This is a genomic window from Mesorhizobium sp. M0047 (assembly GCF_040323315.1).
Taxonomy (GTDB): Bacteria; Pseudomonadota; Alphaproteobacteria; order Rhizobiales; family Rhizobiaceae; genus Mesorhizobium.
The window spans coordinates 19178-44757 of sequence record NZ_JAMYUW010000030.1 but is presented as its reverse complement, the minus strand read 5'-3'; the positions used below and the strand labels follow the sequence as shown (position 1 = coordinate 44757).

16 protein-coding genes are annotated in these 25580 nt (G+C 62.9%); 8 read left to right on the top strand and 8 right to left on the bottom strand.

The genetic code is table 11. The features are described 5' to 3' along the window. Nucleotides 1–56 precede the first annotated feature (56 nt). On the top strand, nt 57–1091 hold the full coding sequence (locus NKJ89_RS24570; protein WP_352606299.1) for an aldo/keto reductase: 1035 nt from the start codon (nt 57–59) through the stop codon (nt 1089–1091). Between the two features lie 34 nt (nt 1092–1125). On the opposite strand, the gene NKJ89_RS24565 is transcribed toward NKJ89_RS24570, so the two are convergent. Next, nucleotides 1126–1398: an usg protein gene (locus NKJ89_RS24565; protein ID WP_031261216.1), complete on the bottom strand. Its 273-nt coding sequence runs from the start codon at nt 1396–1398 to the stop codon at nt 1126–1128. Between the two features lie 315 nt (nt 1399–1713). Between NKJ89_RS24565 and acs the strand changes: the two genes are divergently transcribed. Next, nucleotides 1714–3669 (top strand): acetate--CoA ligase, encoded by a 1956-nt coding sequence (acs, locus tag NKJ89_RS24560; protein WP_023762516.1) that lies wholly within the window; start codon nt 1714–1716, stop codon nt 3667–3669. A gap of 77 nt (nt 3670–3746) precedes the next feature. On the opposite strand, the gene NKJ89_RS24555 is transcribed toward acs, so the two are convergent. The 3 genes from NKJ89_RS24555 to NKJ89_RS24545 form a co-directional block, all read right to left on the bottom strand. Next, entirely contained in the window at nt 3747–5015 is a 1269-nt protein-coding gene (locus tag NKJ89_RS24555) for a class I SAM-dependent methyltransferase (RefSeq protein ID WP_023762517.1), read from the bottom strand. A gap of 356 nt (nt 5016–5371) precedes the next feature. Then, nucleotides 5372–6850: a pilus assembly protein TadG-related protein gene (locus NKJ89_RS24550; RefSeq protein WP_352606297.1), complete on the bottom strand. Its 1479-nt coding sequence runs from the start codon at nt 6848–6850 to the stop codon at nt 5372–5374. A 329-nt stretch (nt 6851–7179) separates the two neighbouring features. Then, nucleotides 7180–8049 (bottom strand): transglutaminase-like domain-containing protein, encoded by an 870-nt coding sequence (locus NKJ89_RS24545; protein WP_023762519.1) that lies wholly within the window; start codon nt 8047–8049, stop codon nt 7180–7182. 1351 nt (nt 8050–9400) lie between these two features. On the opposite strand from NKJ89_RS24545, the gene NKJ89_RS24540 reads away from it, so the two are divergent. Together NKJ89_RS24540 and NKJ89_RS24535 are read left to right on the top strand one after the other, a co-directional pair. Further along, the gene (locus NKJ89_RS24540; protein ID WP_352606295.1) at nt 9401–10576 is read left to right on the top strand and encodes a coiled-coil domain-containing protein; all 1176 of its coding nucleotides are present in this window, start codon (nt 9401–9403) and stop codon (nt 10574–10576) included. A 1072-nt stretch (nt 10577–11648) separates the two neighbouring features. Next, nucleotides 11649–12314, top strand: a complete 666-nt coding sequence (locus NKJ89_RS24535; RefSeq protein ID WP_352606293.1) for an HAD-IA family hydrolase — start codon at nt 11649–11651, stop codon at nt 12312–12314. 141 nt (nt 12315–12455) lie between these two features. On the opposite strand, the gene NKJ89_RS24530 is transcribed toward NKJ89_RS24535, so the two are convergent. Continuing rightward, a complete protein-coding gene (locus NKJ89_RS24530; protein ID WP_023762523.1) occupies nt 12456–12677 on the bottom strand; it encodes a DUF1674 domain-containing protein in 222 nt (73 codons plus the stop codon). Nucleotides 12678–12782: 105 nt separating this feature from the next. Between NKJ89_RS24530 and htpX the strand changes: the two genes are divergently transcribed. The 3 genes from htpX to NKJ89_RS24515 all read left to right on the top strand — a co-directional run bounded on the left by htpX (nt 12783) and on the right by NKJ89_RS24515 (nt 17057). Further along, nucleotides 12783–13799 (top strand): zinc metalloprotease HtpX, encoded by a 1017-nt coding sequence (gene htpX, locus NKJ89_RS24525; protein WP_352487326.1) that lies wholly within the window; start codon nt 12783–12785, stop codon nt 13797–13799. Beyond that, complete coding sequence (locus NKJ89_RS24520) at nt 13790–15184, top strand: RsmB/NOP family class I SAM-dependent RNA methyltransferase (RefSeq protein WP_352606363.1); 1395 nt, start codon at nt 13790–13792, stop codon at nt 15182–15184. Before htpX ends, NKJ89_RS24520 begins: the two co-directional genes overlap by 10 nt. A 148-nt stretch (nt 15185–15332) precedes the next feature. Next, complete coding sequence (locus tag NKJ89_RS24515) at nt 15333–17057, top strand: heparinase II/III family protein (RefSeq protein WP_352606291.1); 1725 nt, start codon at nt 15333–15335, stop codon at nt 17055–17057. A gap of 28 nt (nt 17058–17085) precedes the next feature. Here NKJ89_RS24515 and NKJ89_RS24510 read toward each other — a convergent pair whose 3' ends face one another. Further along, the gene (locus NKJ89_RS24510) at nt 17086–17394 is read right to left on the bottom strand and encodes a putative quinol monooxygenase (RefSeq protein ID WP_352606289.1); all 309 of its coding nucleotides are present in this window, start codon (nt 17392–17394) and stop codon (nt 17086–17088) included. Between the two features lie 140 nt (nt 17395–17534). Between NKJ89_RS24510 and purH the strand changes: the two genes are divergently transcribed. After that, nucleotides 17535–19151, top strand: coding sequence for a bifunctional phosphoribosylaminoimidazolecarboxamide formyltransferase/IMP cyclohydrolase (gene purH, locus NKJ89_RS24505; RefSeq protein WP_352606287.1), 1617 nt, complete (start codon nt 17535–17537; stop codon nt 19149–19151). A gap of 42 nt (nt 19152–19193) precedes the next feature. Here the strand turns inward: purH and NKJ89_RS24500 are convergent, their stop codons facing one another. Both NKJ89_RS24500 and NKJ89_RS24495 read right to left on the bottom strand, forming a co-directional pair. Further along, nucleotides 19194–20570 (bottom strand): MFS transporter, encoded by a 1377-nt coding sequence (locus NKJ89_RS24500; RefSeq protein ID WP_352606361.1) that lies wholly within the window; start codon nt 20568–20570, stop codon nt 19194–19196. A gap of 182 nt (nt 20571–20752) precedes the next feature. Then, complete coding sequence (locus NKJ89_RS24495) at nt 20753–25567, bottom strand: NAD-glutamate dehydrogenase (RefSeq protein ID WP_352606285.1); 4815 nt, start codon at nt 25565–25567, stop codon at nt 20753–20755. Nucleotides 25568–25580: the final 13 nt, after the last annotated feature.

Sequence of the window (25580 nt, the reverse complement as noted above, 5' to 3'; positions counted from 1 at the left end):
ATATCTGAACCGGATCGCTTTCGACATCCCTCGTCCACATCACCTGGAGCAAGAAAATGGACTATCGACGTCTCGGCGCATCGGGCCTGAAAGTGCCGGCACTCTCGTTTGGCGCGGGAACCTTTGGCGGTTCCGGCCCATTGTTTAGCGCCTGGGGCAACAGCGACGCCAGGGAAGCGCGGCGGCTGATCGACATCTGCCTTGAAGCCGGCGTCAACCTGTTCGACACCGCCGACGTCTATTCGAACGGCGCGTCGGAAGGGGTGCTTGGCGAAGCCATAAAAGGCCGGCGCGATGCCGTGCTAATCTCGACCAAGACCTCGCTGCCGATGGGCGACGGGCCGGCCGACTACGGCTCGTCGCGTTCGCGGCTGATCAAGTCGGTGGACGCCGCGTTGAAACGTCTCGGCACCGACTATATCGACCTTTTGCAGCTACACGCCTTCGATGCCGGCACGCCGGTCGAAGAGGTGCTGTCGACGCTGGACGAACTCGTACGCGCCGGCAAGCTGCGTTATGTCGGCGTCTCCAACTTTTCCGGCTGGCAAGTGATGAAGTCGCTGGGGGAAGCCGACAAGCACGGCTACCCGCGCTATGTCGCACATCAGGTCTACTATTCACTGGTCGGCCGCGACTATGAATGGGAGCTGATGCCGCTCGGCCTCGACCAGGGCGTCGGCGCGTTGGTGTGGAGCCCGCTCGGCTGGGGCCGCCTGACCGGCAAGATCCGCCGTGGTCAGGCTTTGCCGGAAAAGAGCCGGCTGCACGACACGGCAAGCTTCGGGCCACCGGTCGAGGACGAGCATCTCTACCGGATCATGGATGCCCTTGACGCAGTGGCGGAGGAAACCGGCAAGACCGTGCCTCAGATCGCCATCAACTGGCTGCTGCAGCGCCCGACCGTATCGTCTGTGATCATCGGCGCCCGCAACGAGGAACAGTTGCGCCAGAATCTCGGCGCCATTGGCTGGAATTTGACGCCGGAGCAGATGAAAAAGCTCGACGCCGCAAGCGAAGTCACCGCGCCTTACCCGTACTTCCCCTATCGCCGCCAGGAAGGCTTCGCCCGGCTGAACCCGCCGGCGGTTTGAGTTGGTAACCCCTGAACGGCGGCCCCGCCACCGTTTAGTGCAAGACGAACTCGCCATCCACCTTGCGCCATTCATTAGGCGCGATCAGCTTCTGGTGTGTGTAGCTGATCGAATGCAGCGGCCCGTCGAGCTTGGCCTTCCAGAATTCGATGAACTTGATCAGCACCGGAAACGTCGGCGCCAGGTCGTAGTCCTGCCAGATGAAGCTCTGCAATAGATGCGGATGGTCGGGGAAATGATAGAGAATCTTGGCCGTGGTCAGGCCATAGCCTTTGAACATCAGGTCCATTTCGGAATGGTCGCGCATGGCAGTCCTCTTGGGTGGTCTCTGGTTGAGTCTCCTTTCCTCCCAAGGTCAGAGTGTGCGCGCCGTTGCTTAACTGTCTATTGATTTTTCCTGATCGAGAACGGGTTTTCCGCGCGAAAACATGCAGTTAGCAGCGAGCTGATCTGAGTGCTGACAGCCTTGGATAGGGTCCCTGCGGCATCCCGCCGCGCGAATCCAACGTCTAATATTGCGATGACGGACGAACTGGTAATAATGCCGCCGAATTCGCGGCAGCTTTGCCGCGATCCCGCCGGCGTTTCAAGCCGGCGGATCGGTTTGGGAGGGAAGTCCGGAATGTCCGAGGTTCATGTCCATCGCGTCCAGCCGGCGTGGAAGAAAAACGCGCTGATCGACAATGACACCTACCTGAAATGGTATGCCGACAGCGTCAAGAACCCGGACAAGTTCTGGGGCAAGCACGGCAAGCGCATCGACTGGTTCAAGCCTTACAGCAAGGTCAAGAACACCTCCTTTGATGGCAAGGTCTCGATAAAATGGTTCGAGGACGGGCTGACCAACGTCTCGGTCAACTGCATCGACCGGCACCTGAAGAAGCGGGGCAACCAGACCGCCATCATCTGGGAAGGCGACAATCCCTACGACGACAAGAAGATCACCTACAACGAGCTCTACGAGCATGTCTGCCGGCTTGCCAATGTGATGAGGAAGCACGGCGTCAAGAAGGGCGACCGCGTCACCATCTACATGCCGATGATCCCGGAAGCCGCCTATGCGATGCTGGCCTGCACTCGGCTAGGCGCGATCCACTCGATCGTCTTCGGCGGCTTTTCGCCGGACGCGCTGGCCGGTCGCATCGACGATTGCAAGTCGACCTTCGTCATCACCGCCGATGAGGGCCTGCGTGGCGGCAAGCCGATCCCGTTGAAGGACAACGCCGACAAGGCGATCGACATCGCCGCGAAGGCCGGAACGAAAGTCGAAAAGGTGGTGGTCGTGCGCCGCACCGGCGGCAAGACCGGCTGGGTGGCCGGACGCGACGTCTGGTACCATGACGAGGTCGCGACGGTCAGGCCTGAGTGCAAGCCGGAGAAGATGAAGGCCGAGGATCCGCTGTTCATCCTCTATACCTCGGGCTCGACCGGCAAGCCGAAGGGCGTGCTGCATACCACCGCCGGCTACCTCGTCTACGTCTCGATGACGCACCAATATGTCTTCGACTACCATGACGGCGATATCTACTGGTGCACCGCCGACGTCGGCTGGGTGACCGGACACAGCTACATCGTCTACGGCCCGCTCGCCAACGGCGCCACCACGCTGATGTTCGAAGGCGTGCCGAACTATCCGTCGCAGTCGCGCTTCTGGGACGTCATCGACAAGCACAAGGTCAACATCTTCTACACCGCGCCGACGGCGCTGCGCGCGCTGATGGGCGCCGGCGATGCGCATGTCACCAAGACGTCGCGCAAATCGCTGCGTGTGCTGGGTTCGGTCGGCGAGCCGATCAACCCGGAAGCCTGGGAGTGGTATTTCAACGTCGTCGGCAACGGCAAGGTGCCGATCGTCGACACCTGGTGGCAGACCGAGACCGGCGGCATCCTGATCACGCCGCTGCCTGGCGCCACCGATCTCAAGGCAGGTTCGGCGACGCGGCCGTTCTTCGGCGTCAAGCCGCAACTGCTCGACGGCGAAGGCAAGGTGCTGGAGGGTGCCGCAGACGGCAATCTGTGCATCACCGATTCCTGGCCCGGCCAGATGCGCACCGTCTATGGCGATCACGATCGCTTCATCCAGACCTATTTCTCGACCTATAAGGGCAAGTACTTCACCGGCGACGGCTGCCGCCGCGACGCCGACGGCTATTATTGGATCACCGGCCGCGTCGACGACGTCATCAACGTCTCCGGCCATCGCATGGGCACGGCAGAAGTCGAATCGGCGCTCGTCAGTCACGACAAGGTTTCGGAAGCCGCCGTCGTAGGCTATCCGCACGACATCAAGGGCCAGGGCATTTACTGCTACGTCACGCTGATGGCCGGCGAGCAGCCGAGCGAGGAATTGCGCAAGGAGCTCATCGCTCATGTCCGCAAGGAGATCGGTGCCATCGCTTCGCCCGACAAGATCCAGTTCGCGCCCGGCCTGCCCAAGACGCGCTCGGGCAAGATCATGCGCCGCATCCTGCGCAAGATCGCCGAGGATGATTTTTCGGCACTCGGCGACACCTCGACGCTGGCCGACCCAGCCGTCGTCGACGATCTGATCGCCAATCGGCAGAACAAGAAGGCTTGATGCAAACCAGGCCTGCACTTGCACGGTCGATCGGCCGGCCAGCATCGAGGTCGGCGACACGATGCGTGTCCTGTAAGCTACCGGTACAGATCCGCCCGCGTCGGCGGCAGCCCGCTTGGGCCACGCGCGCGCTTGGTGGCGACGGTCTGGAAAATCTGCGCCGAGGCGCGCTCGAAGGTGATCGAACAGCCGGTCAGGTAGAGCAGCCACAGGCGTGCCTTCGGCTCGCCCACCTCGGCGATTGCCTCCGCGAAACGTGCACGCAATCGCTCGGCCCACAACCTGCAGGTGCGGGCATAGTGCTCGCGCAGGTTCTCGACATCGTAGATGAGAAAACCGTGCGCTTCGAGATTGCCGAGCGTCATGCCGATGGTGTCGAGTTCCCCGCCGGGGAAGATGTATTTAATCAGCGCCTTGTATTCCGGCCCCTTGCGCAAGGTCTTTTTCATGTCGCCCTTGCTGCGCCTGGTGATGGCGTGATGCAGGTAGATGCCGCCCGGATTGAGCAGGCGATGAACGGTCGAGAAATAAGCGGCATGGTTGGCAAGGCCGAGATGCTCGAACATGCCGATTGACGATATCTTGTCGAACGAGCCGGAGAGTTCCGTATAGGATTTTATCTCGATGGTGATGCGGTCCTCCAGCCCCTCGGCGCGGATGCGCTCACGGGCAAGACTGGTCTGCGCCTCCGACAGCGAGACACCATGGCCGATGACGCCATAGTTCTTCGCGGCATGGATGAGCATCGCTCCCCAGCCACAGCCGATGTCGAGCAGTCTTTCTCCAGGCTTCAGCCGGAGCTTGCGACAGATGTGGTCGAGCTTGTCGATCTGCGCTTGATCGATGCTGTTGGCGAAATCCTTGAAGTAGCCGCAGCTGTAGACCATGCGCTCGTCGAGGAAGAGCCGATAGAAAGCGTTCGAAATGTCATAGTGATGCTGGATCGCTTCCTGGCTTGAACCGCTGACGAAGGGATTGCGTCCTGAAAGATCGGTCCGCGCCGTCATCTGTTTCCTTGAAAACAGCACTGCCGGCAGGTCCCGCAGGATCGCCAGCTTCGGCAATGTCTTCAACTTCGTCCTGAGTTTGCCTTGCGAGGGCAAGGCGTAGAAATCGAACAGCGATCCCTCTTCGATGTCGACGGTCTTGGATATCCACATTTCGATCAGCGTCGAGAAGGTGGGGTGGCGGACCATCTGCCAGACGATGTCCTGGTCGTTGATGGTGAGCACGGGGCCGGTGACCGGGCCGATCCGTTCGCCGGTCCACAATCTGACCGCGAAGCCTGGCTTCAGCGTCTCGATGATCGTTCGAACGATCCGAGCTGCCTTGTCGGCTGCCTCCATGACAATCCTCCCTCGCTTCTAGCTTGGTCAGGTTGAGTTTGCCCGTCAGACCGGTCGGTCGCAATCCCGCGGAAAACCCGCTGGCGCCTTTTTCAACACGACGCCTTGCCATTTCCCAAATGAGACCCCATCATCTCGGTGTGTTCAACAAATCGAAAGGAGGTGATCCGATGTCGAGTGATTTCGTTTTCCAGAACGTGGCCTCAGCGGATTGCACTTTCGGGAAGCAGTCTTCCCGTTAAGGCGCGAAATGCGCGGCGGGTGACCTGATAGGTCACCGCCTTGGGCCGCGCCACGGACGGAAACACGGAAGGCCGCCGGCTTCGAAAGAAGAGGCGGCCTTTTCCGTTTGCGGACTACTGAGTCAACGCGACCTTTTCGGTGTTGCGGATGATTTCCTGAAAGGCGGCGTCCAATTCCACTTCGGTGGACACGTCGAAGAAATGTCTCTTGGCGGTTGAGGTGTCCTTCGATGAACAGCCCTTCAGCACCGCCTTCGCCTGATCCCGCTCGGTTGCCGACATGTCCTTGTCGTTCAGATCGAAGCCGATGGTGAAAATCTCGATGCCGTCATTTTTCATGTTACCGCACAACGTTTCGGCGTTGCCGCGCGCAAGGTTGCCCTGACTATTGTAGCTGCCCCCGACGCCAGCGAAGGCGGTGTTGAACTGGCCATCGGTCATCAGGATCGCGACCTTGGCGATCTTCTTCGGATCGGCATCCGAGGCGCCTTTGCCGAGACCGGCATTGTTGATCGCAGTGCGCCATTGCGGCGATAGCATATAATAGGTCCACTGGATGGCGATCGCGCCCGCCGTGTAACCATCGGCCCGGAAGTCGTCGATCGAATCCAGCAATGCGCTGGACTCGGCGGTCAGCGGGATCACTTTCGCATCAGGGCACCTGTTCATTCCCCCGCCACCGAGATGATCATCCCGGTTGACCAGGGCGTAATATTTCTTGCCGTTCCCGTCCGCCCGAACCGTGTCCGGGCCGTCGGCGCTCAAATCCGCATCGCCATTTTTGTCCTTGCGCTCCGTGGCGCAATTATCCGGGTGCGGCATCGCCGCGCCAACAATGGAGATGTAGTCGCTGAAGGACGGCAGCAAGTTTTTGCCCGTCTTGGCGACGAGAAGCGAACCGCCGGCGACCGGTGCTAGCTCGGAACTCCCTTGCTTCTCGGCATAGACGTTTTCAGCCAGCTTGCCGGCATTCACGCCAGATGCGTATGGCACAATCGCGACGCGAACGCGGGGGTTCTTCGGATCCTGGTTCCGGAGCATGGTCTGGACGGCGTTTTTCGCAGCTGCTTTCAGATCGCCGATCTTGTCGACGTTGCCCCGCTTCGCCATCGATCCTGTTATGTCGAGCATCATCGCCACTTCGATGGTCTTGTCCGAATAGAGCGCCGTCGTGGAAGCGGCGACGCGTCTCGCATCGCTCATGCCGAAAATCGGGAAGAACAAGGCAACATCGACATGGGCATCCACTTGGACCGTCTTGGCGGTCTTGTCGACGATCAGCCGGTCAAGGACGACCTGGCCAGCTTGTAGAATTCCGGCGGTATCGTTGGCGTCGAGAAAAGCCTTCACCGAATTGTTGGCATCGGCTTCCTTGATGACCCCAGTGGTCAGGTCGCGTGCCGTCGATGTCACCGCGGCGTCGATCACGCCTTGGAGGCTCGATTTGGCATTGTAGAGCTGCGAGATGTTGACCGAAAAGCCCGCAGCCAGCGCCAAGACCGAGGCGCTAAGGCCGAACAGGACTGCGAAATTTCCACCGCGATCCCTGGCGAACCCGCCGACCGCTTGAACAAGACCCCCGTAATTCCGCATCCTACAGCCCCCGCTTGCCTCGGCCTCGTCGCCGTGGACAGGGCAACGCAGGATTGCAGCCGGATGGCGCCGCTACGCCTCATAAGGTGAGGCTCCAACCGCCAACTCTTTGTTTTTGTTTGGCGTTAAGCTGCGCCAAGGTGAACGACCGGTAAACAGAAATCCGCGGGCGGCAGCGATGTTTACGAGCCGCTTACCATGATCAGCTACAGGGATCGCGCAATGCCAGACGACGTCCTGTTGCGGCACAGGGCCTCTGTGCCGAAGCGGACCAGCTGTTCCGAAACCGCCGCAGCACGCGAAATGGTCGGGTCCGACCCTCGCGGCTACTAAGCCAGCATCTGCGCGCTGACGGTCCTGTCGATGCCGCGATAGGGCGGGTTGAACAGATTGCCTTCCTGTTCGTAGGTCCACACCTTGAACAGGCTGAGCCGGTGCGGGCCGAAGCTGTGCAGCAGCGGCACGTCGGTGGCGTCGCGGCCGCGCGCGATGACGACGCGGCCGATCCTCGGCATGTTGTGGCGGGGATCGAATGTGTACCACTTGCCGTCGAGGAACACTTCCAGCCATGCCGAGAAATCCATCGGCGCCGGATCGATCGGCACGCCGATGTCGCCGAGATAGCCGTTCACATAGCGCGCCGGAATGTTCATGCAGCGGCACAGCGTGATCGCCAGATGAGCGTAGTCGCGGCAGACGCCGACGCGCTCCTCATGCGCCTGGGCCGCGGTGCGGGTCGAGCGCGCATAGCCGTAGCCGAACGACAACCGGTTGTGGACATAATCGACGATGGCTTGCACGCGCGCCCAACCAGGCGGGATTTCGCCGAAGAGCTGCCAAGCCAGATCACTTAGATGATCCGTCTCGCAATAGCGGCTGCCCAGGAGATAGCCGAGCACCTCGTCCGGCAGGTCCGCCACCGGCACTTCCCTGGCCACTGTGTTGACCTCGTCCGTCTCGCCGCTGTCCTCGATGACCGCGTCGTAGAGGATGCGAAAGCCGCCAGCGGGCGCGGTGAAGCGGCGGCAGCCATTGCCGTACGGATCGTGGTAGAGCCTGGTCGACACGGCAGGCGATGTCAGCAGCCGCGTCTGCCGCTTGATGTCGGCCTGCCTGTCCTTGTGGATCTCGAGCAGCGAAATCACCGGGGTGGGCGCAGTACATTCGATGGCGATTTCGTAGCCGAGCCGGATCAGCATCGCAGTCCCCCTTCGATTATCGCGGAAAGCAGTTTGTTGGAACGCGACAGAACGCGCTGTGGTTCCCATTGGGACGTCGCCTTTTCAACAAAACAGCCAGCTTGCGAATGGTTCGCCCAGCCATTTCCCTCGTAGGCTATCGGTGGCGAACTTACTGACCAAGACTTAGACCTACTGACCAACGTCGGAATGAGGTCCGCCCGACGGGACACCGCGCCGGCGGTCGAGGTGACCGCGTCGCAATATTTCGAGGAATGTCGCCGACGGCACGAAGAACAAAGTGCCGGTGATGGCGCGGCTGGGTGCCGCTGTTATGAATCTGGGTCGGGCCACTGTTATGAATATGGTGACGGTTGACCGTGGAGTTCTGTGACCTAGCTTAAAGCTCAGGATGGACCGTCCACAGCCGGAAATGATGGAACGGTACGCAAGATTTCTCGGGACGTTGAAATGCTGGAGGGACCTCGAGGCAAGTGACAAGTTCGCGAGCGATCCAAGGCTTGGCCAGCGCCAAGGTGAGGGCCAAAACACAGCTTCACGGGCTTAAGAATACACGCAAGACCGCACGGGCACGCCAATGCCAAATTATCTTGCTGAGATTTACGCAGACGACGCAGAGATTGCCGTACTGGGCGCGATAGCATTACTTGCGTCAGTGGGCATCTATCTTGTGCTCCGGCGCATCGTCATCGGAGTGCAAAGGCGACGTCGCCTAAAACCAGATGCCGACCTGAGCGAAGGCATATCCTATCCTCCCGGGCAGGCTCCTTGGGACTGGCAATGCCCGGTCGACCCTGCGACCGAGCGTGTACCTTCTTCTCAGCTTTCAGATCTCTCAGACACGGCACACCCGAATGTTCGGCCTTCGAATGCCAATTACCAGCAGTTCGGGGTGCGGGTCGAACATTTCGACGCAAGTTCCGAAGCTTGGGCGCGCTCGTCAGTGGCCCGGACCAGTGCTTTTGCTTCCACAACCCCGCAATCCGGCCGACTTGCGACATCCATCAGAGAAATCGCTGATTATGTTTATAGGCAGGCGGCGGTCAATTTTGCCGCTCTAAGCGAACCGGTGTTGTGGATTCTGAGCCGTGCGCCGACACAATTAGCCTTCGCGGAACGCGGGAAGCGAATCAGTGGGTCAGGGTCAGTATGGGACCAATTGCGTCGCAAGGCTGCTCAGTCGGTCAATCCGGCGCATCGCGGTTTGAAGACCACAGCTCAAACGGGACGATCCAGCCTGGATCCCGACCCGGCCATCGCGACGGCTTCACCCTCTCGCGTTCTCAGGCCGATCGGTCTTGTACTCCGTTTGGGCGCCGCAATCTGTCTGGCCGTGCCGCTTGGCTATGCGATGACGAGACAAAACTGGATCGAAAGAGCCCCCGCCATTTCGCCGGCGCAAGGCCACGCCAATCCGGAACCTTCGCGATCCTTCGAGCTTCCGGCGAGTGCTGCTCTAGGCATGCATGGACCAGCGCAGGGAGACGGGCGCACGAGTGTCGAATTGCTTAATCCGGACCTTAAGGCTGCTCGGGCGCAAGTCGGGGCAGCTCGTGCTCAGGCAGCCGCTGCGAAGGAATTGGCCGACCAGGAGCGGCGGGTGGCGGAAGGCGAGCGCGCCAGGAGCGCCGCTCTGCAGAAAGCGCTCCTCGAGTCGAGCAAGCAGATCGACGCGCTGAGGGCAACCATGGCAGCCGCCGACAACGCACGCGAGGAGCGATTGCGCAACGAACTCGCGGCAGCTCGAACCCTTGACGCATTTCGACGCATTGCGGGAGATGCCCGTACGCTGCTGCGCGAGACCGCCAACTATGTTTTTGTGGAGATGCCCGCTGCTCATCTGGAGCGTCAGCGATCGGAGCGGCTGGCGCGCGATTTATCGCGAGCGCGGGCGCAAATTGAACAGCTCGAGATCGAGACCGCCAAGGATCGTGCCAAGGCCAAGGTTTCGCTGGCGCAAGCGAGCGGAATGCTCGATGAGGAGCGCCGGAAGTCTGCGGATCTTCGTGGCGATCTCGCCAAAGTCAAACTGTCCAATGCCGCGCTCGTGAAGCGCGCGGACGCGGCTGAGCGGGGACGGACCGGTGCAGTCACAGCGAGAGAGCGTGCTGAACAGACTGCAGCCGAGACGGCACGGGCTCTGGACCGAGAACGCGCTGCAGCAGTTTCGATCCATGAGGATCTCGACAGAGTTCGCCGCGAGCGCGACGCCGCCCGAGCACTCGTGGCAGGGGTCGCCGACTTGAAGACGGCTCTGGACAAGCAACGTGAAGCCGCTGCTACTCTTGCCCGCGACTTGGCCGCCGCACGCGCCGACAATGACAGGCTCAGGACTGAGCGTCCCAGCGCGCAGATCGAGCCGCCGCTGAGGACGCGTTCTGCCCGCGCAGCAGCCGCGACCGGCCAAGTGAAGGCTGTCAGCCAGAAGACTGCACGCAGCAAGGTTCGCAATCCATCGCGGATGACCAGCGTGCGTTCCATCACACTTCCCTATTCGCTCAGGCCGAGACAAGCGACGTTGGAGTGATTTCCAAAACGACTGCGCGATCCCTCTTTGAGGCCCCGAAGGTCATAGCTACGCCGTAGGCCAGGATGAATCATCTCTTTCGAATTCGTCCTGCTCCCGTCGGCGAGGAGTTCTGTGCGATGCGCTATGTCAGTCCGATCACGCTGCCTGTCGCATTCAATTCGCATTTGATCGGCGCCCGCCGCGTCTCTACGTTGCTTTGCCGTACATAGTCGATGCTGACCTCAATGGGAGCCGAGATCGTATCTGGGCTCAGGCGATGTATGAAACCTGCGCTGCTGACGCGCACGCTGGTCGCACCGAACGGAGCGGCGGCCGACTCGATTGCATCATGGCAGGCGCGAACGACTTTATTCGGGACGCCCGGCCGCGCTACGATTGGACTGACCGTTGATGAATTGTTGCTGTCGCTGGAAGGCTGCAGGGTGGGCGGGAGGCCGAGCGGCTGTCCGCGGTCTGCGGACGGGACGATACTGGCCGTAGTTGGCGCTCCTACGGTCGTTGTAGTGGTACCGGTCTCGCCGTCGTCCGGCGGTGAACTGCCGCTGGGGCTGGGGTCGCCGCCAAGCCCTTTCTGCGGGCCGCCGTTGCGGCCTTCGCTGCGATGGCTGCCAGCGCCATGGCTTCCGCCATCAGTGCCTCCACCATTGTCAGCATGATGGCCGCCAGCGCCTTGCCCTCGGCCGTTCTGGTCGCCGGCTGCAGCGCCTGCGCCAGCTATCGCGATGGAGCAAACGACTGCGAGAAATGCCCAGCTGTATCCACGGTATTGACGCAAGACGACCTCCATAAGTGTGTCGGTCTGACCGTTCCGAGGCATGCAGTCAGAACGGCACAACCGCCGCTGCCCCCAAAAGGCAAACTCGCGAGTAATGCGCCCAGGGAGGCAATTAGGGGAGGAGTCCGGCGTAGCAAGGTCCCGGTTGCGCAATGTTGAGCCGACCTGGAGGAGTTAGCTATTCCAACTTTGCGGAGGGACCATCGAAAAGGTGACCCTCGCGCCTTCCCATAAGGATGCTGCGACGTTAGGTTCGGCGACCGCCACAAGCACTCCGGTGACTCAAGGAATACCATGTTCGCAGGCAGAAAATTCGCGGCCTTCCTCTTCGATATGGATGGCACGCTCATCAATTCCATCGCCTCTGCGGAGCGAGTGTGGAGCGATTGGGCACGCCGCCAGGGTCTGGACGTCGCCGCCTTCCTGCCGACGATCCATGGCGTGCGCGCGATCGAGACCATCACCGGCCTGGCACTCCCAGGCGTCGACCCGGCGCACGAGGCTGATCTGCAGCTGAAGGCCGAGGCGGCTGATCTGGATGGCATTCTCCAGATCCCCGGCGCCGTGGCGTTTCTCGACGCGCTGCCGCCCGAGCGCTGGGCGATCGTGACTTCCGCGCCACGCGAGTTGGCGCTGTTGCGCATGAAGGCTGCTGGCATCCCTGTCCCGGCCGTCATCGTCGCGGCGGAAGATGTTTCCCGCGGCAAGCCAGCGCCCGATTGCTTCCGGCTTGGCGCGGAGCGGCTCGGCTTCGACGCGCGCGACTGCCTTGTGTTCGAGGATGCTCCGGCTGGCATCGCCGCCGCCGAGGCAGCAGGAGCCGCGGTCATGGTCATCAATGCCACGCACCAGCATCCGTTGCAAACGCAGCATGCCGCAATCGCCGGCTACGACATGATCGGCATCACCTTGGACGAAGATGGCTGGATCGCGCTCGAGCCGCAGCGCAGCGCCGCTTAGGGTGTGTTGAGATTCAGGTCAGGCCGAGTCGAAAGCGGTGGTTTCCGAGAACCGGAGCGGAGCGTACTTAAAGTACGTGAGCACCGGAAGCGCAGGGAACCGCCGTTTGCAGACCGGCATCACCTGAATATCAACATACCCTTAGAAGTCGCTGGTCAGGCCCTTTACCTCCCAATCGCCATAACGACCGGGCTCCTTGCCGCCGCGGCCGCCGATTTCCTTCGGCGCCGCTGCTTCCTTCTCCAGATATTCTATACGTCTTGCTTCGGCTTCCGCGAGCGCACGTCTGGCTTCCGGCGTCAGTGCCTTTGGCGCGACGTCATCGCCGGGGTCGACATCGGTTTTGCTGGGCTCGTCGTTCATGCGATATTTCCAGTGGATTGAAACAGGACCAGGCGTTTCCCATCATATAGCGATGAACCCACAACGATCGACCCTTTTTCGCTCCCATCTGGACAGGAGCAGACGATGAACACACTTCGCACCGCCATGCTTCTTGCCGCGATGACGGCACTGTTCATGGGCGTCGGCTTTTTGATCGGCGGAACCGGCGGCATGATGATCGCGCTGCTGATCGCCGCCGGCACCAATCTCTTCAGCTACTGGAACGCCGACAAGATGGTGCTGTCGATGAACCGCGCCGTCGAGGTCGACGAAAGGACCGCCCCCGAATATTACGCCATCGTCCAGTCGCTGGCCAAGCAGGCCGGCCTGCCGATGCCGAAGACCTACCTGATCGACAATCCGCAGCCGAACGCCTTCGCCACCGGCCGCAATCCGCAGAACGCGGCGGTCGCTGCGTCCACAGGTCTGTTGCAGGCTTTGACGCATGAAGAGGTCGCAGCTGTCATGGCGCACGAACTCGCCCACGTGCAGCACCGCGACACGCTGACCATGACGATCGTCGCCACCTTCGCCGGCGCCATCTCGATGCTCGGCAATTTCGCCTTCTTTTTTGGCGGCAATCGCGACAACAACAACCCGTTCGGCTTTGTCGGCGTGCTGGCGGCGATGATCGTGGCACCCTTTGCCGCGATGATCGTGCAGATGGCGGTCAGCCGGACCCGCGAATACGAGGCCGACCGGCGCGGTGCCGAAATCTGTGGACACCCCCTCTGGCTGGCATCGGCCCTTGACAAGATCGCCCGCGGCGCCGAACGCATCCGCAACCCCGATGCCGAGCGCAATCCGGCGACCGCGCATCTCTTCATCATCAATCCTCTTTCCGGCGAGCATATGGACAGTCTGTTTTCCACCCACCCGAACACAGAAAACCGCATCTCTGCTCTCCAGGCGATGGCGCAGCAGATGCAAGGCGGCGGCACTCAAGTTCCGCGCCGGGCCCAGACGCCGCGAGCAGACGAACAGCGGCCATCGGGCCCATGGGGACAAGCCGCGCAGCCCGAACAGCCGGCGGAACCCGCCAAGCCGAAATCCAACCCATGGGGTCGCAACCCGACCGGGCCCAAGGGCCGGTGGTCGTGAGCGTGGCGGACCGAGGGCCTCGACGCACGGTTTCAGGTGACCAGGAACACAGAGACGGCGGCGACTTCGTTGCCGGCCTTGCCGCCCGCAAAGCCGCCGCACGACTGCTTGCCGCCGTCATTGACGCAAGGACACCTCTGGACGGGTTGACCGACCACGAGAACGGCCATCCGCAATACAAGGCGCTCGACCTGCGCGATCGCGGCCTCGTGCGCGCCATTCTGGTTACAGCACTGCGCTATCGCATGACCATATCAGGGTTGCTGGCGCGGCGCCTGGAGAAGCCGCTGCCACCCAACGCGACCGCGCTGTCGCACATATTGCATGTCGCGGCTGCACAGATCCTGTTCCTCGACATTCCCGACAGCGCCGCAGTCGACCTGGCCGTGACCCATGCCAAGTCCGATCCGCGCACGGTGCGCTTCTCCGGCCTGGTCAACGGCGTGCTGCGCACGTTGGCGCGTGCCAAGGAAACGGAACTTCCTGCCGCTCTCGCCGCTACCGACGAAGCGCCCAAATGGTTTTCCGACCGGCTGAAGGCAACTTACGGCAATGACAAGACCCGACAGATCCTGGCAGCCCACCGCGTCGAGGCGCCGGTCGACTTTTCGGTCAAGGCGGATCCCAAGCTTTGGGCCGAAAAGCTCGGCGGCATCGTCCTGCCGACCGGCACGGTCCGGGTGGAAAGGCTTGCCGGGCCCGTCACCGAACTGCCCGGTTTCGCCGACGGGGCCTGGTGGGTCCAGGACGCCGCGGCCAGTCTGCCGGCCCGATTGTTCGGCGATGTCAGCGGGCTTCATGTTGCCGATCTCTGCGCGGCCCCCGGCGGCAAGACCGCACAGCTCATTCTTGCCGGCGCCAAGGTTACCGCCGTCGACACCTCGAAGAACCGGCTGGTGCGGCTAACGCAAAACCTCGACCGTCTCGGTCTGTCCGCCGAGATCGTCCAGGCCGACCTGCTCAAATACGAGCCGAAGGAATTGTTCGACGGCGTTCTCCTCGACGCGCCCTGCTCGTCGACCGGAACGGTGCGGCGGCATCCCGACGTGCCATGGACCAAGACGGTCGCCGATGTGGAAAAACTCGCGGACCTGCAACGCAGGCTGCTCGCCCGCGCCGTCACGCTGGCGAAACCCGGCGGCAGGATCGTCTTTTCGAACTGTTCGATCGACCCGCTCGAAGGCGAGGACCTCTATCGCGCCTTTCTGGCCGGCACGGCTGGAATAGCCAACGATCCGGTGCAGCAAGGCGAAATCGCCGGCATCGATCCATTCCTGACGCCGCACGGCACGCTGCGCACCACGCCCGCCGACCTCGACCTTGGTTCGCCCGGGATCTCCGGTCTCGACGGCTTCTTCGCGGCTCGCATCCGCCGAGCCGACTAAGGATTTAACTGCCCGGAGTTACCGGCTTTTTTGGCGATGATTGGGGTCAAAACCGAGTGAACCGGCATAGTGCCATGGAATTCGCCTTCGCACGAGTCTTGCAATCATGTAAACTCGACGTCGGGGTATTGGACTATCAGGAGGGGTTTTGGCACTTGCTGCCAGCAGCACGACGCGTCTGTGGACGCTTGTCGCGAAGGAGTTCTGGCGCAAAACGCGCCGGCGCCTGCGTGCCGGGCCGGTCTACCGCTGGCGCTATTTCGGCCGCACGCCGGAACGTGTGCTGATCGCACCGCCGGACCTGCGCCTCGCTGACCCACAGATCGCACTCGAGATCTACTACGGGCGCTATCCCCTGTCGGGGCATCTGGTCGAGACCGGCGGCAAGTCGCCTTTCCAGATCAACGTGCCCAATCATGGCTGGCAGAAAACGCTGCACGGGTTTCGCTGGCTGCGCCACATGCGCGCCGCCGGGACCGAGCTTGCCGCCGCCAATGCCCGCGCCCTGGTTTCCGACTGGATCGTCATTCATGGCAGCCATATTTCCGGCGTCGCCTGGGAGCCCGGCACCGCCGCCAAGCGCATCATCGCCTGGCTACAGCACTCCTCGGTCGTGCTGCAGGGGGCCGAGTTCCCCTTTTACCGCGCCTTCCTGAAATCGCTCGCCGTCCAGATCCGCTACCTCAGATCGATGGCGCGCGAGATGCCGGACGGCAAGGACAGGCTGCGTGCCCGCATCGCGCTCGCTTTCGCGGCTTTGTCGCTGCCGGCACCGGCATCGGCGCTGCGCGGCGCGACCCGCAACCTTGCCGCGGAACTCGACCGCCAGATCCTAGCCGACGGCGGCCATATTTCGCGCAACCCAATGGTCGTCCTGGAAATCCTCGCCGACCTTCTGCCGCTGCGGCAAACCTATGCCAATCAGGCGGAAACGCCGCCGCAGGCGCTGATCGGCGCCATCGACCGCATGCTGCCGGCGCTGCGCTTCTTTCGCCATCAGGACGGCAGCCTCGCCCGCTTCAACGGCATGGGCGCCACCATCCACGACCGCATCGCCACCATCCTGCGCCACGACGACACCGCCGGCGCGCCACTGCTGCATGCGCCACATTCCGGCTATGAGCGCCTGTCGATGGGCGGCGTGACGGTCATCGCCGACACCGGCCTACCGCCGCCGGTCGATGTCTCCAACGCCGCACACGCCAGCTGTCTCGCCTTCGAACTGTCGTCCGGGCGCCAGCACTACGTCGTCAATGCCGGCATCGACACCTATGGCGCGGCTGAATTCCGGCCGCTGGCGCGCGCCACCGCCGCGCACTCGACCGCCACCATCAACGATACCTCGTCGGCACGCTTCAGCCATTCGCTGCGCGTCAACGACCTGCTCGGTTCGCCGCTGATCGGCGGCCCGCAGCATGTTCAATGCAAGCGCATCGACCAGAAGGGCGTTCAGGGGTTCATCGCTCGCCATGACGGTTATGTCGCGCGTTTCGGTTTCTTGCATGAACGCGAACTGAAGCTCTCCTCGAACGGCAATGTGCTGGTCGGCAGGGATCGCTTCCAGCGGCCCGGCAATGCGTCGATCCGCAACAACGGCCGCGACTTCGTCACCGTCCGCTTCCACGTCCACCCCGACATCAAGCTGTTGCAGGATGAGCATGATCGCCTGGTGATGACCGCCGATCAGGCCGACAACTGGGTATTTACTTGCGCCGAGGTGGTGCCGGAGGTTGAGGAATCGATCTATTTCGCCGGTCTTGGCGGTCCGCGCCGCAGCCGCCAGATCGTGCTTGCCTTCAAGGCCTCGGAAGTTGCCGAAGTCCATTGGCAGCTGACGCGCACCAGCATCGCCGGTTACCCGGAAAACAACTGAGCCTGCCGTGCGAAAGCAGCCGGCCCGCTCAAGCTTGCTGCGGGACACCGAAAGCGTCGTAAGTGGTGAGCGAGGGCGGACCGGCGAATGCGAAGCGGATCTTGTCGACCATCGCCGCCGCCTGGCCGCTTCGGTCATAGCGCTCGGCATCCTCGACGGTGTTCCACACTGTGATCGCCATGAATGTGTCGCTCGCCTGATGTTGCTGCAGCAGCACGGCGCTGATGTTGCCGCTTGCGGCGCGGATGGCGGGGATCGCCTTGGTTTCATAGATCGCCCGCAATTGCTCGGTCGTGTCCGGCAACGCCTTGAATTGGCCAACGCGCACAAACGCCATCGATTCTTCTCCTCCACCAGCAAGACAAGCTTATATATGGGCCAGCAAATTGCATACGAAAACGTCGGCGCTTGATTTCCGGGCGTCATGTGCTACGGCCCCCGGATGCTTCAAATCAAGTCGTGAAAGGCCGCCAGCCCATGGCCGTCGCCGCCAAGAACATTCCAGCACCTGACCTCGTTCCGGTGCGTCGCGCCCTGCTCTCCGTTTTCGATAAGACGGGCCTTCTCGATTTCGCCAAAGCGCTGGCAGCGGCCGGTGTCGAACTGGTCTCGACCGGCGGCACGGCAAAGGCGATCGCCGAGGCCGGCCTCGCCGTGCGCGACGTCTCCGAGCTAACCGGTTTTCCCGAGATCATGGATGGCCGGGTCAAGACCTTGCATCCCAGCGTGCATGGCGCGCTGCTTGGCGTGCGCGACGACCCGGATCATGTGGCTGCAATGCGCAAGTACGGTATCGAGCCGATCGATCTCGTGGTGTCCAATCTCTATCCGTTCGAGGAGGTCCGCCGCTCCGGCGCCGATTACGCCTCGATCGTCGAGAACATCGACATTGGCGGACCGGCAATGATGCGCGCCTCGGCCAAGAACCACGCCTATGTCGCCATTGTCACCGATCCCGGCGACTACGCCTCGGTGCTGAACGCGCTGGAAATGAACATCGGCTCGCTGTCGCTGGATTTCCGCAAGAAGCTGGCGGCCAAGGCCTTTGCCCGCACCGCCACCTATGACGCGGCAATCTCCGGCTGGTTCGCCGAAGTGCTTGAGATCGAGCACCCGACATGGCGCGCCTTCGGCGGCAAGCTGGAAGAGGTCATGCGCTACGGCGAGAACCCGCATCAGAGCGCCGGCTTCTACCTCAATGGCGACAAGCGGCCCGGCGTCGCCACGGCGCAGCAGTTGCAGGGCAAGCAGCTCTCCTACAACAACATCAACGACACCGACGCCGCCTTCGAACTGGCCGGCGAATTCGATCCCGACCGTTCCGCCGCGGTTGCCATCATCAAGCACGCCAACCCGTGCGGCGTCGCCGAAGGCATCTCGCTGAAGGCGGCCTACGCCAAGGCGCTGGCCTGCGATCCGGTCTCGGCCTTCGGCGGCATCGTCGCTGTGAATCGGATCCTCGACGCCGCGGCCGCCGCAGAAATCGTCAAGACCTTCACAGAGGTGATCATCGCGCCCGGCGCGACCGACGAGGCAGCGGCAATCGTCGCGGCAAAGAAAAATCTGCGCCTGCTGGTCACCGGCGGCCTGCCGGACCCGCGCACGTCAGGCACGACGGTCAAATCAGTCGCCGGCGGGCTGCTCGTCCAGTCCCGCGACAACGCCGTCGTCGACGACCTGGAGCTGAAAGTAGTGACCAGGCGCGCGCCGACGCCGGCCGAAATGGCCGACCTCAAATTCGCCTTCCGCGTCGCCAAGCATGTCAAGTCCAACGCCATCGTCTACGTCAAGGACGGTGCCACCGTCGGCATCGGCGCTGGCCAGATGAGCCGGGTCGATTCCTCACGCATCGCCGCGCGCAAGGCGCTCGACGCCGCCGAGGCCGCGGGCCTTGCCGAACCGCTGACCAAGGGCTCGGTCGTCGCTTCCGACGCCTTCTTCCCCTTCGCCGACGGACTGCTGGCCGCGATCGCCGCCGGCGCCACTGCCGTCATCCAGCCTGGCGGCTCGATGAACGACAAGGACGTGATCGCCGCCGCCGACGAGCACGGCATCGCCATGGTGTTTACGGGCGTGAGGCATTTCCGGCATTGAGCGTTCTTCCTTTTCCCTTGTGGGAGAAGGAGGACGCTGTTGCTATTCGCTTGGCCGGTCCGCCGGATAAGGCGTCTTGATCAGGATCGCCATGCCGAGCCCAAGGAACAGCGCGATGACCGCCATGCCGAGGCGCGCCGAGCCACTGGCAAGGGTGACGGACGCGACCATGAACGGCGCCAGGAAGCTGGTCGCCCGCCCCGCCAGCGCATAAATTCCGAAATAGCGGCCGGATTCGGCGGCGGTAACGCTGCGCGCCATGTACGAACGCGACGACGCCTGCACCGGCCCGAAAGCCACGCCAATCAACAGGCCGAAGAAGATGTAGGCCTTTTCCGCCGCCGTACCGAACAGGCCGCCACTGTCTGGCCCGGGCATCATCCAGAGGCCGAACAAAGTGTAGCCCGGTCCGGTCGAGACGATGCCGATCGTGGCGATGCCGAGCAGGACCAGTGAGATCATCACGATGGTTTTTGAGCCAAGCGCCGTGTCGAGACGGGCCGCAACCAGGCAGCCGAAGATGGCGACGACATTGAGAATGATGCCGAAAATGCCGATCTCGGTGATCGACCAATGGAACATTGCAGCCGCAAACGTACCACCCAGCGCCAGCAGAGCGTTGACGCCGTCCTGATAGATCATGCGGGCGACAAGGAAGCGGAAGATACCGCTGCGCTTGCGCACCTCGCTCAGTGTTGCTTTCAACTCAGCCAACCCCTCTCGCACCGCCGGGCCGATCGGCAGCCCCTTGAGGGCGTCGGGCGTGAAAAAGAACATCGGCAGGATGAACAGGAAGTACCAGCCGGCCGACAACGGCCCGGTGGCGCGGGCATCTTCGCCGAGCTTCGGATCGAGCCCGAACAGCGGGTCGATGCCGATGATCGTCTTGCCCGTCTCCGGCGAACCGGCCAAGCAGGCGACGACGAAGATCAGCGCGATCATGCCGCCGAGATAACCAATCCCCCAGGCCATGTTGGAGATCCGGCCGATCTCGCTCTTCGGCACCAGGCGCGGCATCATCGAATCGTTGAACACGGTCGAAAACTCGGCCGCGACCGACGCCAGCGAGAACAAGAACACGACCAGGAAAAGGTTCGAACCGGGAGCCGCGAACCAAAGCAGGCTAAGGCTGGTGACCTTGACCGCGGCGAAGAACGCGATCCACGGCTTGCGTGGACCGGTCTGATCGGCGATCGAGCCTAGGATCGGCGACAGCACGGCGATGACCAGGCCCGCCGCGGCGATGCCGTAACCCCAGGCCGCCTGGCCGGTTTCCGGATCGCTCGCCATGCGCGAGACGAAGTACGGCCCGAAGATGAAGGTGGTGATGACCGTGAAGAACGGCTGCGCGGCCCAGTCGAACAGCATCCATCCCCAGATACCACGTCCAGACGCACGCTGCACTGCCTCTACCGCCATGATGATCCCCCCGGCCGTGCCCGTATCGGGCGCCATGTCTGCATTTTTCCAGCATTCATGTAAACATCAAGCATTGCGCCGCTCTCCCGGATCGCGAGATAGGTGCCAGCATTGCGGCCATATCCCTTCCCTCGTCGCTATGCGGGGAGAAGGTGACGACAGCCGGATGAAAACAAACCAACTCACATCCCCGTCAAATCGCTCATCAACCCGGAAGCGACCGACAGCCGCGACACGGTAATGTCGCCGCCTTCGGTCAGCGCCTGCAGCCGCTCGCGGATGCGCGCCACCCGCTCGCCGCCGGCTTCCAGCCAGGCCGCTACCGGATCGGCTGCCTTGGCATGACCGGTGAGTGCCGCCACCGCGATGCCGCGCCGCGCGGCACCTATCGTGTCGGTGGCGCGCGAAAGGGCCAGCTGGTCGTAATAGTCCGAGGGCGTGATCGAGCGTGCCGCGTCCTCGACACGCGGGATGCGGAAGGCATCGCTGACGGCGAAGAATGCCGTGGCCGCCGCGACGATGTCGGCGCCGGCGGTGCGCGCCGTCAACGCGATATCGGGGATGAGTTCCGCCACCTCGCTCAACGCCAGCTGCGCGGCCAGCCGTTCCGGCGCGCCGCTCTTGAACAGCCCGTGCCGCTTCTCCTCGATCCGCTCGCGCGAGAAGGCCGGCAGCAGCGAAACGAGCTTGGGCTCCAGCGCCTTGCGGGCTTCCAGCAGTTCGGCGATGCGCTGGCTAAGGGCTGCCGTGCTGGCATCGTTCTTCAGATACCAGCCGCTGGTCACATAGATCAGCCGGCTGACCATCTGATAGAGATCGAGCTGCACCTGGCCATCGATCTGGTTGTCGAGCGCGTCGATCTCGCGATAGAGCGCCGGCAAGGCAAAGCCGTCGCGCACCACGGCGAAGGTGCGCACCACGTCGGCGGCGGTGCGCCCCGTGGCTTCCTGCAGCCGGTTGACGAAGGAAGGGCCGCCGCGATTGACCAGATCGTTGACGACGACCCGTGTAATGATCTCCCGGCGCAGCCGGTGGCCGTGGATTTCGGCGACATATTTCTTCGCCATGCGATCCGGGAAATAGCCCATCAGGTCGCGGTCGAAATGCGCGTCGTCCGGCACGTCGCTGGCGACGATGTCGGAAAACAGCACGATCTTGGCATAGGCGAGCAGCACGCCGAGCTCGGCCCTGGTCAGCGGTTCGCCGCGCGCTTCGCGATCGGCAAGCGCCGCCGGCGACGGCAGCGTCTCGACGGCGCGGTCGAGCAGGCCGCGCGCCTCCAGCGCCGTCATGAAACGGCTCTGATGCGCGATGTCGGCGAGGCCGCGCTTGCGGGCGATCGAAAGCGCCAGCGTCTGCTGGTAGTTGTTGGACAGGACAAGTGAGCCGACCTCGTCGGTCATCTCGGCCAGCAGCTTGTTGCGTGCCGAGCGCGTCAACGATCCCTTGCGCATGGCGGACGCCAGCGCGATCTTGATGTTGACCTCGACGTCGGAGCAGTTGACGCCGCCGGAATTGTCGATGGCGTCGGAATTGCAGCGGCCGCCATTCATGCCGAACTCGATGCGCGCGCGCTGCGTGACGCCGAGATTGGCGCCCTCGCCGATCACCTTGGCGCGCACGTCCAGCGCGGTGATGCGGATAGCATCATTGGCGCGGTCGCCGACCTCGGCATTGGTCTCGGTCGAAGCCCGCAAATATGTGCCGATGCCGCCGAACCACAGAAGATCGACCGGCGCCTTCAGGATGGCGGTCATGATCTCGACCGGCGTGGCGGTCGTCTTGCCGAGGCCGATCGCTGCTGCCGCTGCCGCCGGCAAGGAGATCGACTTCTGGTTGCGCGAGACGATGATGCCGCCTTCCGACAGTTTGGTCTTGTCGTAGTCCTGCCAGCTCGAGCGGGGGAGCGCGAACATGCGCTCGCGCTCGGACATCGACGCGGCCATGTCCGGATCTGGATCTATGAAGATGTCGCGATGGTCGAAGGCAGCAATCAGCCGGGTCTTCGGCGACAACAGCATGCCGTTGCCGAAAACGTCGCCCGACATGTCACCGACACCGACGACAGTGAAAGGCGAGGTCTGGATATCGCGGTTGATCTCACGGAAATGCCGCTTGACGGCTTCCCATGCGCCCTTGGCGGTGATGCCCATCTTCTTGTGGTCGTAGCCGGCCGAGCCGCCGCTGGCGAAGGCGTCGTCGAGCCAGAAACCGTGCTGCTCGCTGATGGCGTTGGCGGTATCGGAGAAGGTCGCCGTGCCCTTGTCGGCGGCAACCACGAAATACGGATCGTCCGGATCGCGGCGCACGACGCCGGCCGGCGGGATGACACCCTCAAGGCCGATATTGTCGGTGATCGACAGCAGGCTGGAGACGAAGTTCTTGTAGGCCGCGGTGCCGGCCTCGAAGATCGCGTCACGGCCGGCGGTCATCGGCAGCTTCTTCGGGTAGAAGCCGCCTTTGGCGCCGACAGGCACGATGACGGCGTTCTTGACCTGCTGCGCCTTGACCAGGCCGAGCACCTCGGTGCGGTAGTCCTGGGCGCGGTCCGACCAACGCAGGCCGCCGCGCGCCACCGGGCCGAAGCGCAGATGCAGGCCCTCGACTTCGGAACCGTAGACGAAGATCTCCCGCCACGGCCGCGGCGCCGGCAATCCGTCCACCGCATACGAATCGAGCTTGATCGCCAGCGACTGGCCTTTCTCTTTCGTATCGGCGACGAAATGATTGGTGCGCAGCGAGGCTTCGATCAGATTGAGATAGCGCCGGATAATGGTGTCGTCGTCGATGTTGGGAACGTCTTCCAGCGCATCCTTGATCTTGGCCTTGAGGTGCTTTGCCGCCACCACGCCTTCGGTCTCGGCTGTCGGGCCAAGCCTGGCGATGAACAGCGCATGCAGGCCGCGCGCGATGTCGGGATAGCGATTGAGCGCGGCGGCGATGAAATCCTGGCTTTGCGGAATGCCAACCTGCTGCAGGTAGCGGCCATAGGCGCGCAGAACGGTGATCTCGCCCGACCACAGGCCCGCGGTCTGGGCAAGGCCATTGTAGCCGTCATTGTCGACGTCGCCGCGCCAGACGGACAAGAACGCGTCCACGAACAGCGCCCCGCCATCGGTCAGATCGATCGGTTTGCCGTAGCTGTTCTCCAGCTCCATGTCATGGATGAAGACCCGGCCGGGGTGATCATCGCTGATCTGGCCGGACTGGCCGTCGCCGACCTCGAAGGTGCGTTCGCTGATGACGCGGAAGCCGATGTTTTCCAGCACCGGCACCCGCCGCGACAGCGCCACCGGGCTGCCGTGGTGATAGATCTTCAGCGCTGCCTGGTGCGGCTTCTGCTCGCCATGGCGATAGTAGTCGATGGCAATCGGATTGCTGGCGCTGATTTTGGCAATCCGCCCGGCATCGGCCAGCGCCACCGCCGCGCTGAACGAATCGCGGTAGCTTTCCGGCAGCCGCGCGGCGATGCTCTTCAACGTCTGGTCGGCACCATTGGCCTCCGCCGCATCTGAAAGCGCATCTTCCCAGGTGCGCACGATGTCGCGGATCGCGGCTTCGATCGTCGCTTGCTCGACCTTCGGCGTCTTGCCGCCGGAACGGCCGATGATGAAGTGCACGCGCGCCAGCCCGCCTTCTGGGAAGGCCGGGTAATAGGCAGACAGCCGGCCTTCGAACACAGTTTTCAGATAGAGGCCGATCTTCTCGCGCACCACGCTGTCGTAGCGGTCGCGCGGCACGAAGACGAGGATCGAGACGAAGCGGTCGAACTGGTCCGCGCGCACCAGCGCCCGCACGCGCGGTCGCTCGACGAGGCCGAGAATGGCGACGGCGTGCTTCCTCAGGATCGGCACCGGCACCTGGAACAACTCGTCACGCGGATAGCTTTCCAGCACATTGATCAGCGCCTTGCCGGAGTGGTCGTGGCGGTCGAAGCCTGACTTGGCGATGATGGTTTCGGCTTTGGATCGCAGGTAGGGGATCTTCATCACCGAGCGCGTGTAGGCGGTCGAGGTGAACAGGCCGACGATGCGCAATTCGCCCGCCAGCGTGCCTTTGGCTGTGTAGGTCTTGACGCCAATGTAATCGAGATAGATGCGGCGATGCACGGATGACTTGGCATTGGCCTTGGTGACGATCAGCGGCTCCGGCCCATGCAGGAAGGCGCGGATCTCAGGCGTTGTCGTCACGGCTTCGGTACCGCGCCTGAGCACCAGCACATCGGGATCAGCGAGGATGCCGAGGCCGGGTTTGTCGGCGCGCTCCAGCGTGCCGCTTTCCTCGCCGCCGGTGTATTTGAACTCGCGCATGCCGAGGAAGGTGAAATTGTCGTCGCGCAGCCACTCTAGGAAAGCGATCGCCTCGGCAACGCTCTTCTTGTCGAGCGGCACCGCCGAATAGCGGAATTCGGAAATCGCCTGATCGAGGCGGGCCAGCATCGGTCTCCAGTCGTGGACAGCGGCATGAACCTGGCCGAGCGTCTTGCGCAACCGCTCGGTCAATCCGCTCGCCTGCTCCGCGGTCAGCCGCGGTATGTGGACATGGATGACGCTCAGCCGGTCGTGGCTGCCGTCATCCTTGGCGAAATTGCCGTCGCCGAGGATTTCGTCCACACCGTCTTTGCCGTGACGAACCACGATGACCGGATGGGTGACCAGCATCGGTTCGCCTGATGTCTCGGTGACTTCGCCAAGGATGGAATCGAACAGGAACGGCATGTTGTCGTTGACGACCGTGATGACCGTCACCGGGCGGCCGTCTCGGACAACGCCGGAATCGGCATCGACGGCGATGACGCACTCGCCTTTTTTGTGAATGGCTATTGCCTGGCCGGCGAGATCGGCGGCGCGTTCGAGATCGGCCATTTCATAAGTGGCGAGATCTTCAGCCGGCGCGCGGGCGAGCAGATAGTCGGCAAGCCCGGCTGGCCTTTCCTCCGCTTTTGCCGCTGCCGTGATTTTTTTCTTCGGCTTGCTCGCGGATTTCACGCTGGCCATGAGGCACTTCCCT

What these genes read in the sequence shown, in the direction of transcription:
- NKJ89_RS24550 (WP_352606297.1), bottom strand. Translation starts at nt 6,850, where the DNA reads ATGCGGAATTACGGGGGTCTTGTTCAAGCGGTCGGCGGGTTCGCCAGG.
- NKJ89_RS24545 (WP_023762519.1), bottom strand. Translation starts at nt 8,049, where the DNA reads ATGCTGATCCGGCTCGGCTACGAAATCGCCATCGAATGTACTGCGCCC.
- purH (WP_352606287.1), top strand. Translation starts at nt 17,535, where the DNA reads ATGGCCGTCGCCGCCAAGAACATTCCAGCACCTGACCTCGTTCCGGTG.
- NKJ89_RS24555 (WP_023762517.1), bottom strand. Translation starts at nt 5,015, where the DNA reads ATGGAGGCAGCCGACAAGGCAGCTCGGATCGTTCGAACGATCATCGAG.
- acs (WP_023762516.1), top strand. Translation starts at nt 1,714, where the DNA reads ATGTCCGAGGTTCATGTCCATCGCGTCCAGCCGGCGTGGAAGAAAAAC.
- NKJ89_RS24500 (WP_352606361.1), bottom strand. Translation starts at nt 20,570, where the DNA reads ATGGCGGTAGAGGCAGTGCAGCGTGCGTCTGGACGTGGTATCTGGGGA.
- NKJ89_RS24535 (WP_352606293.1), top strand. Translation starts at nt 11,649, where the DNA reads ATGTTCGCAGGCAGAAAATTCGCGGCCTTCCTCTTCGATATGGATGGC.
- NKJ89_RS24565 (WP_031261216.1), bottom strand. Translation starts at nt 1,398, where the DNA reads ATGCGCGACCATTCCGAAATGGACCTGATGTTCAAAGGCTATGGCCTG.
- NKJ89_RS24495 (WP_352606285.1), bottom strand. Translation starts at nt 25,567, where the DNA reads ATGGCCAGCGTGAAATCCGCGAGCAAGCCGAAGAAAAAAATCACGGCA.
- htpX (WP_352487326.1), top strand. Translation starts at nt 12,783, where the DNA reads ATGAACACACTTCGCACCGCCATGCTTCTTGCCGCGATGACGGCACTG.
- NKJ89_RS24540 (WP_352606295.1), top strand. Translation starts at nt 9,401, where the DNA reads ATGACGAGACAAAACTGGATCGAAAGAGCCCCCGCCATTTCGCCGGCG.
- NKJ89_RS24570 (WP_352606299.1), top strand. Translation starts at nt 57, where the DNA reads ATGGACTATCGACGTCTCGGCGCATCGGGCCTGAAAGTGCCGGCACTC.
- NKJ89_RS24530 (WP_023762523.1), bottom strand. Translation starts at nt 12,677, where the DNA reads ATGAACGACGAGCCCAGCAAAACCGATGTCGACCCCGGCGATGACGTC.
- NKJ89_RS24510 (WP_352606289.1), bottom strand. Translation starts at nt 17,394, where the DNA reads ATGGCGTTTGTGCGCGTTGGCCAATTCAAGGCGTTGCCGGACACGACC.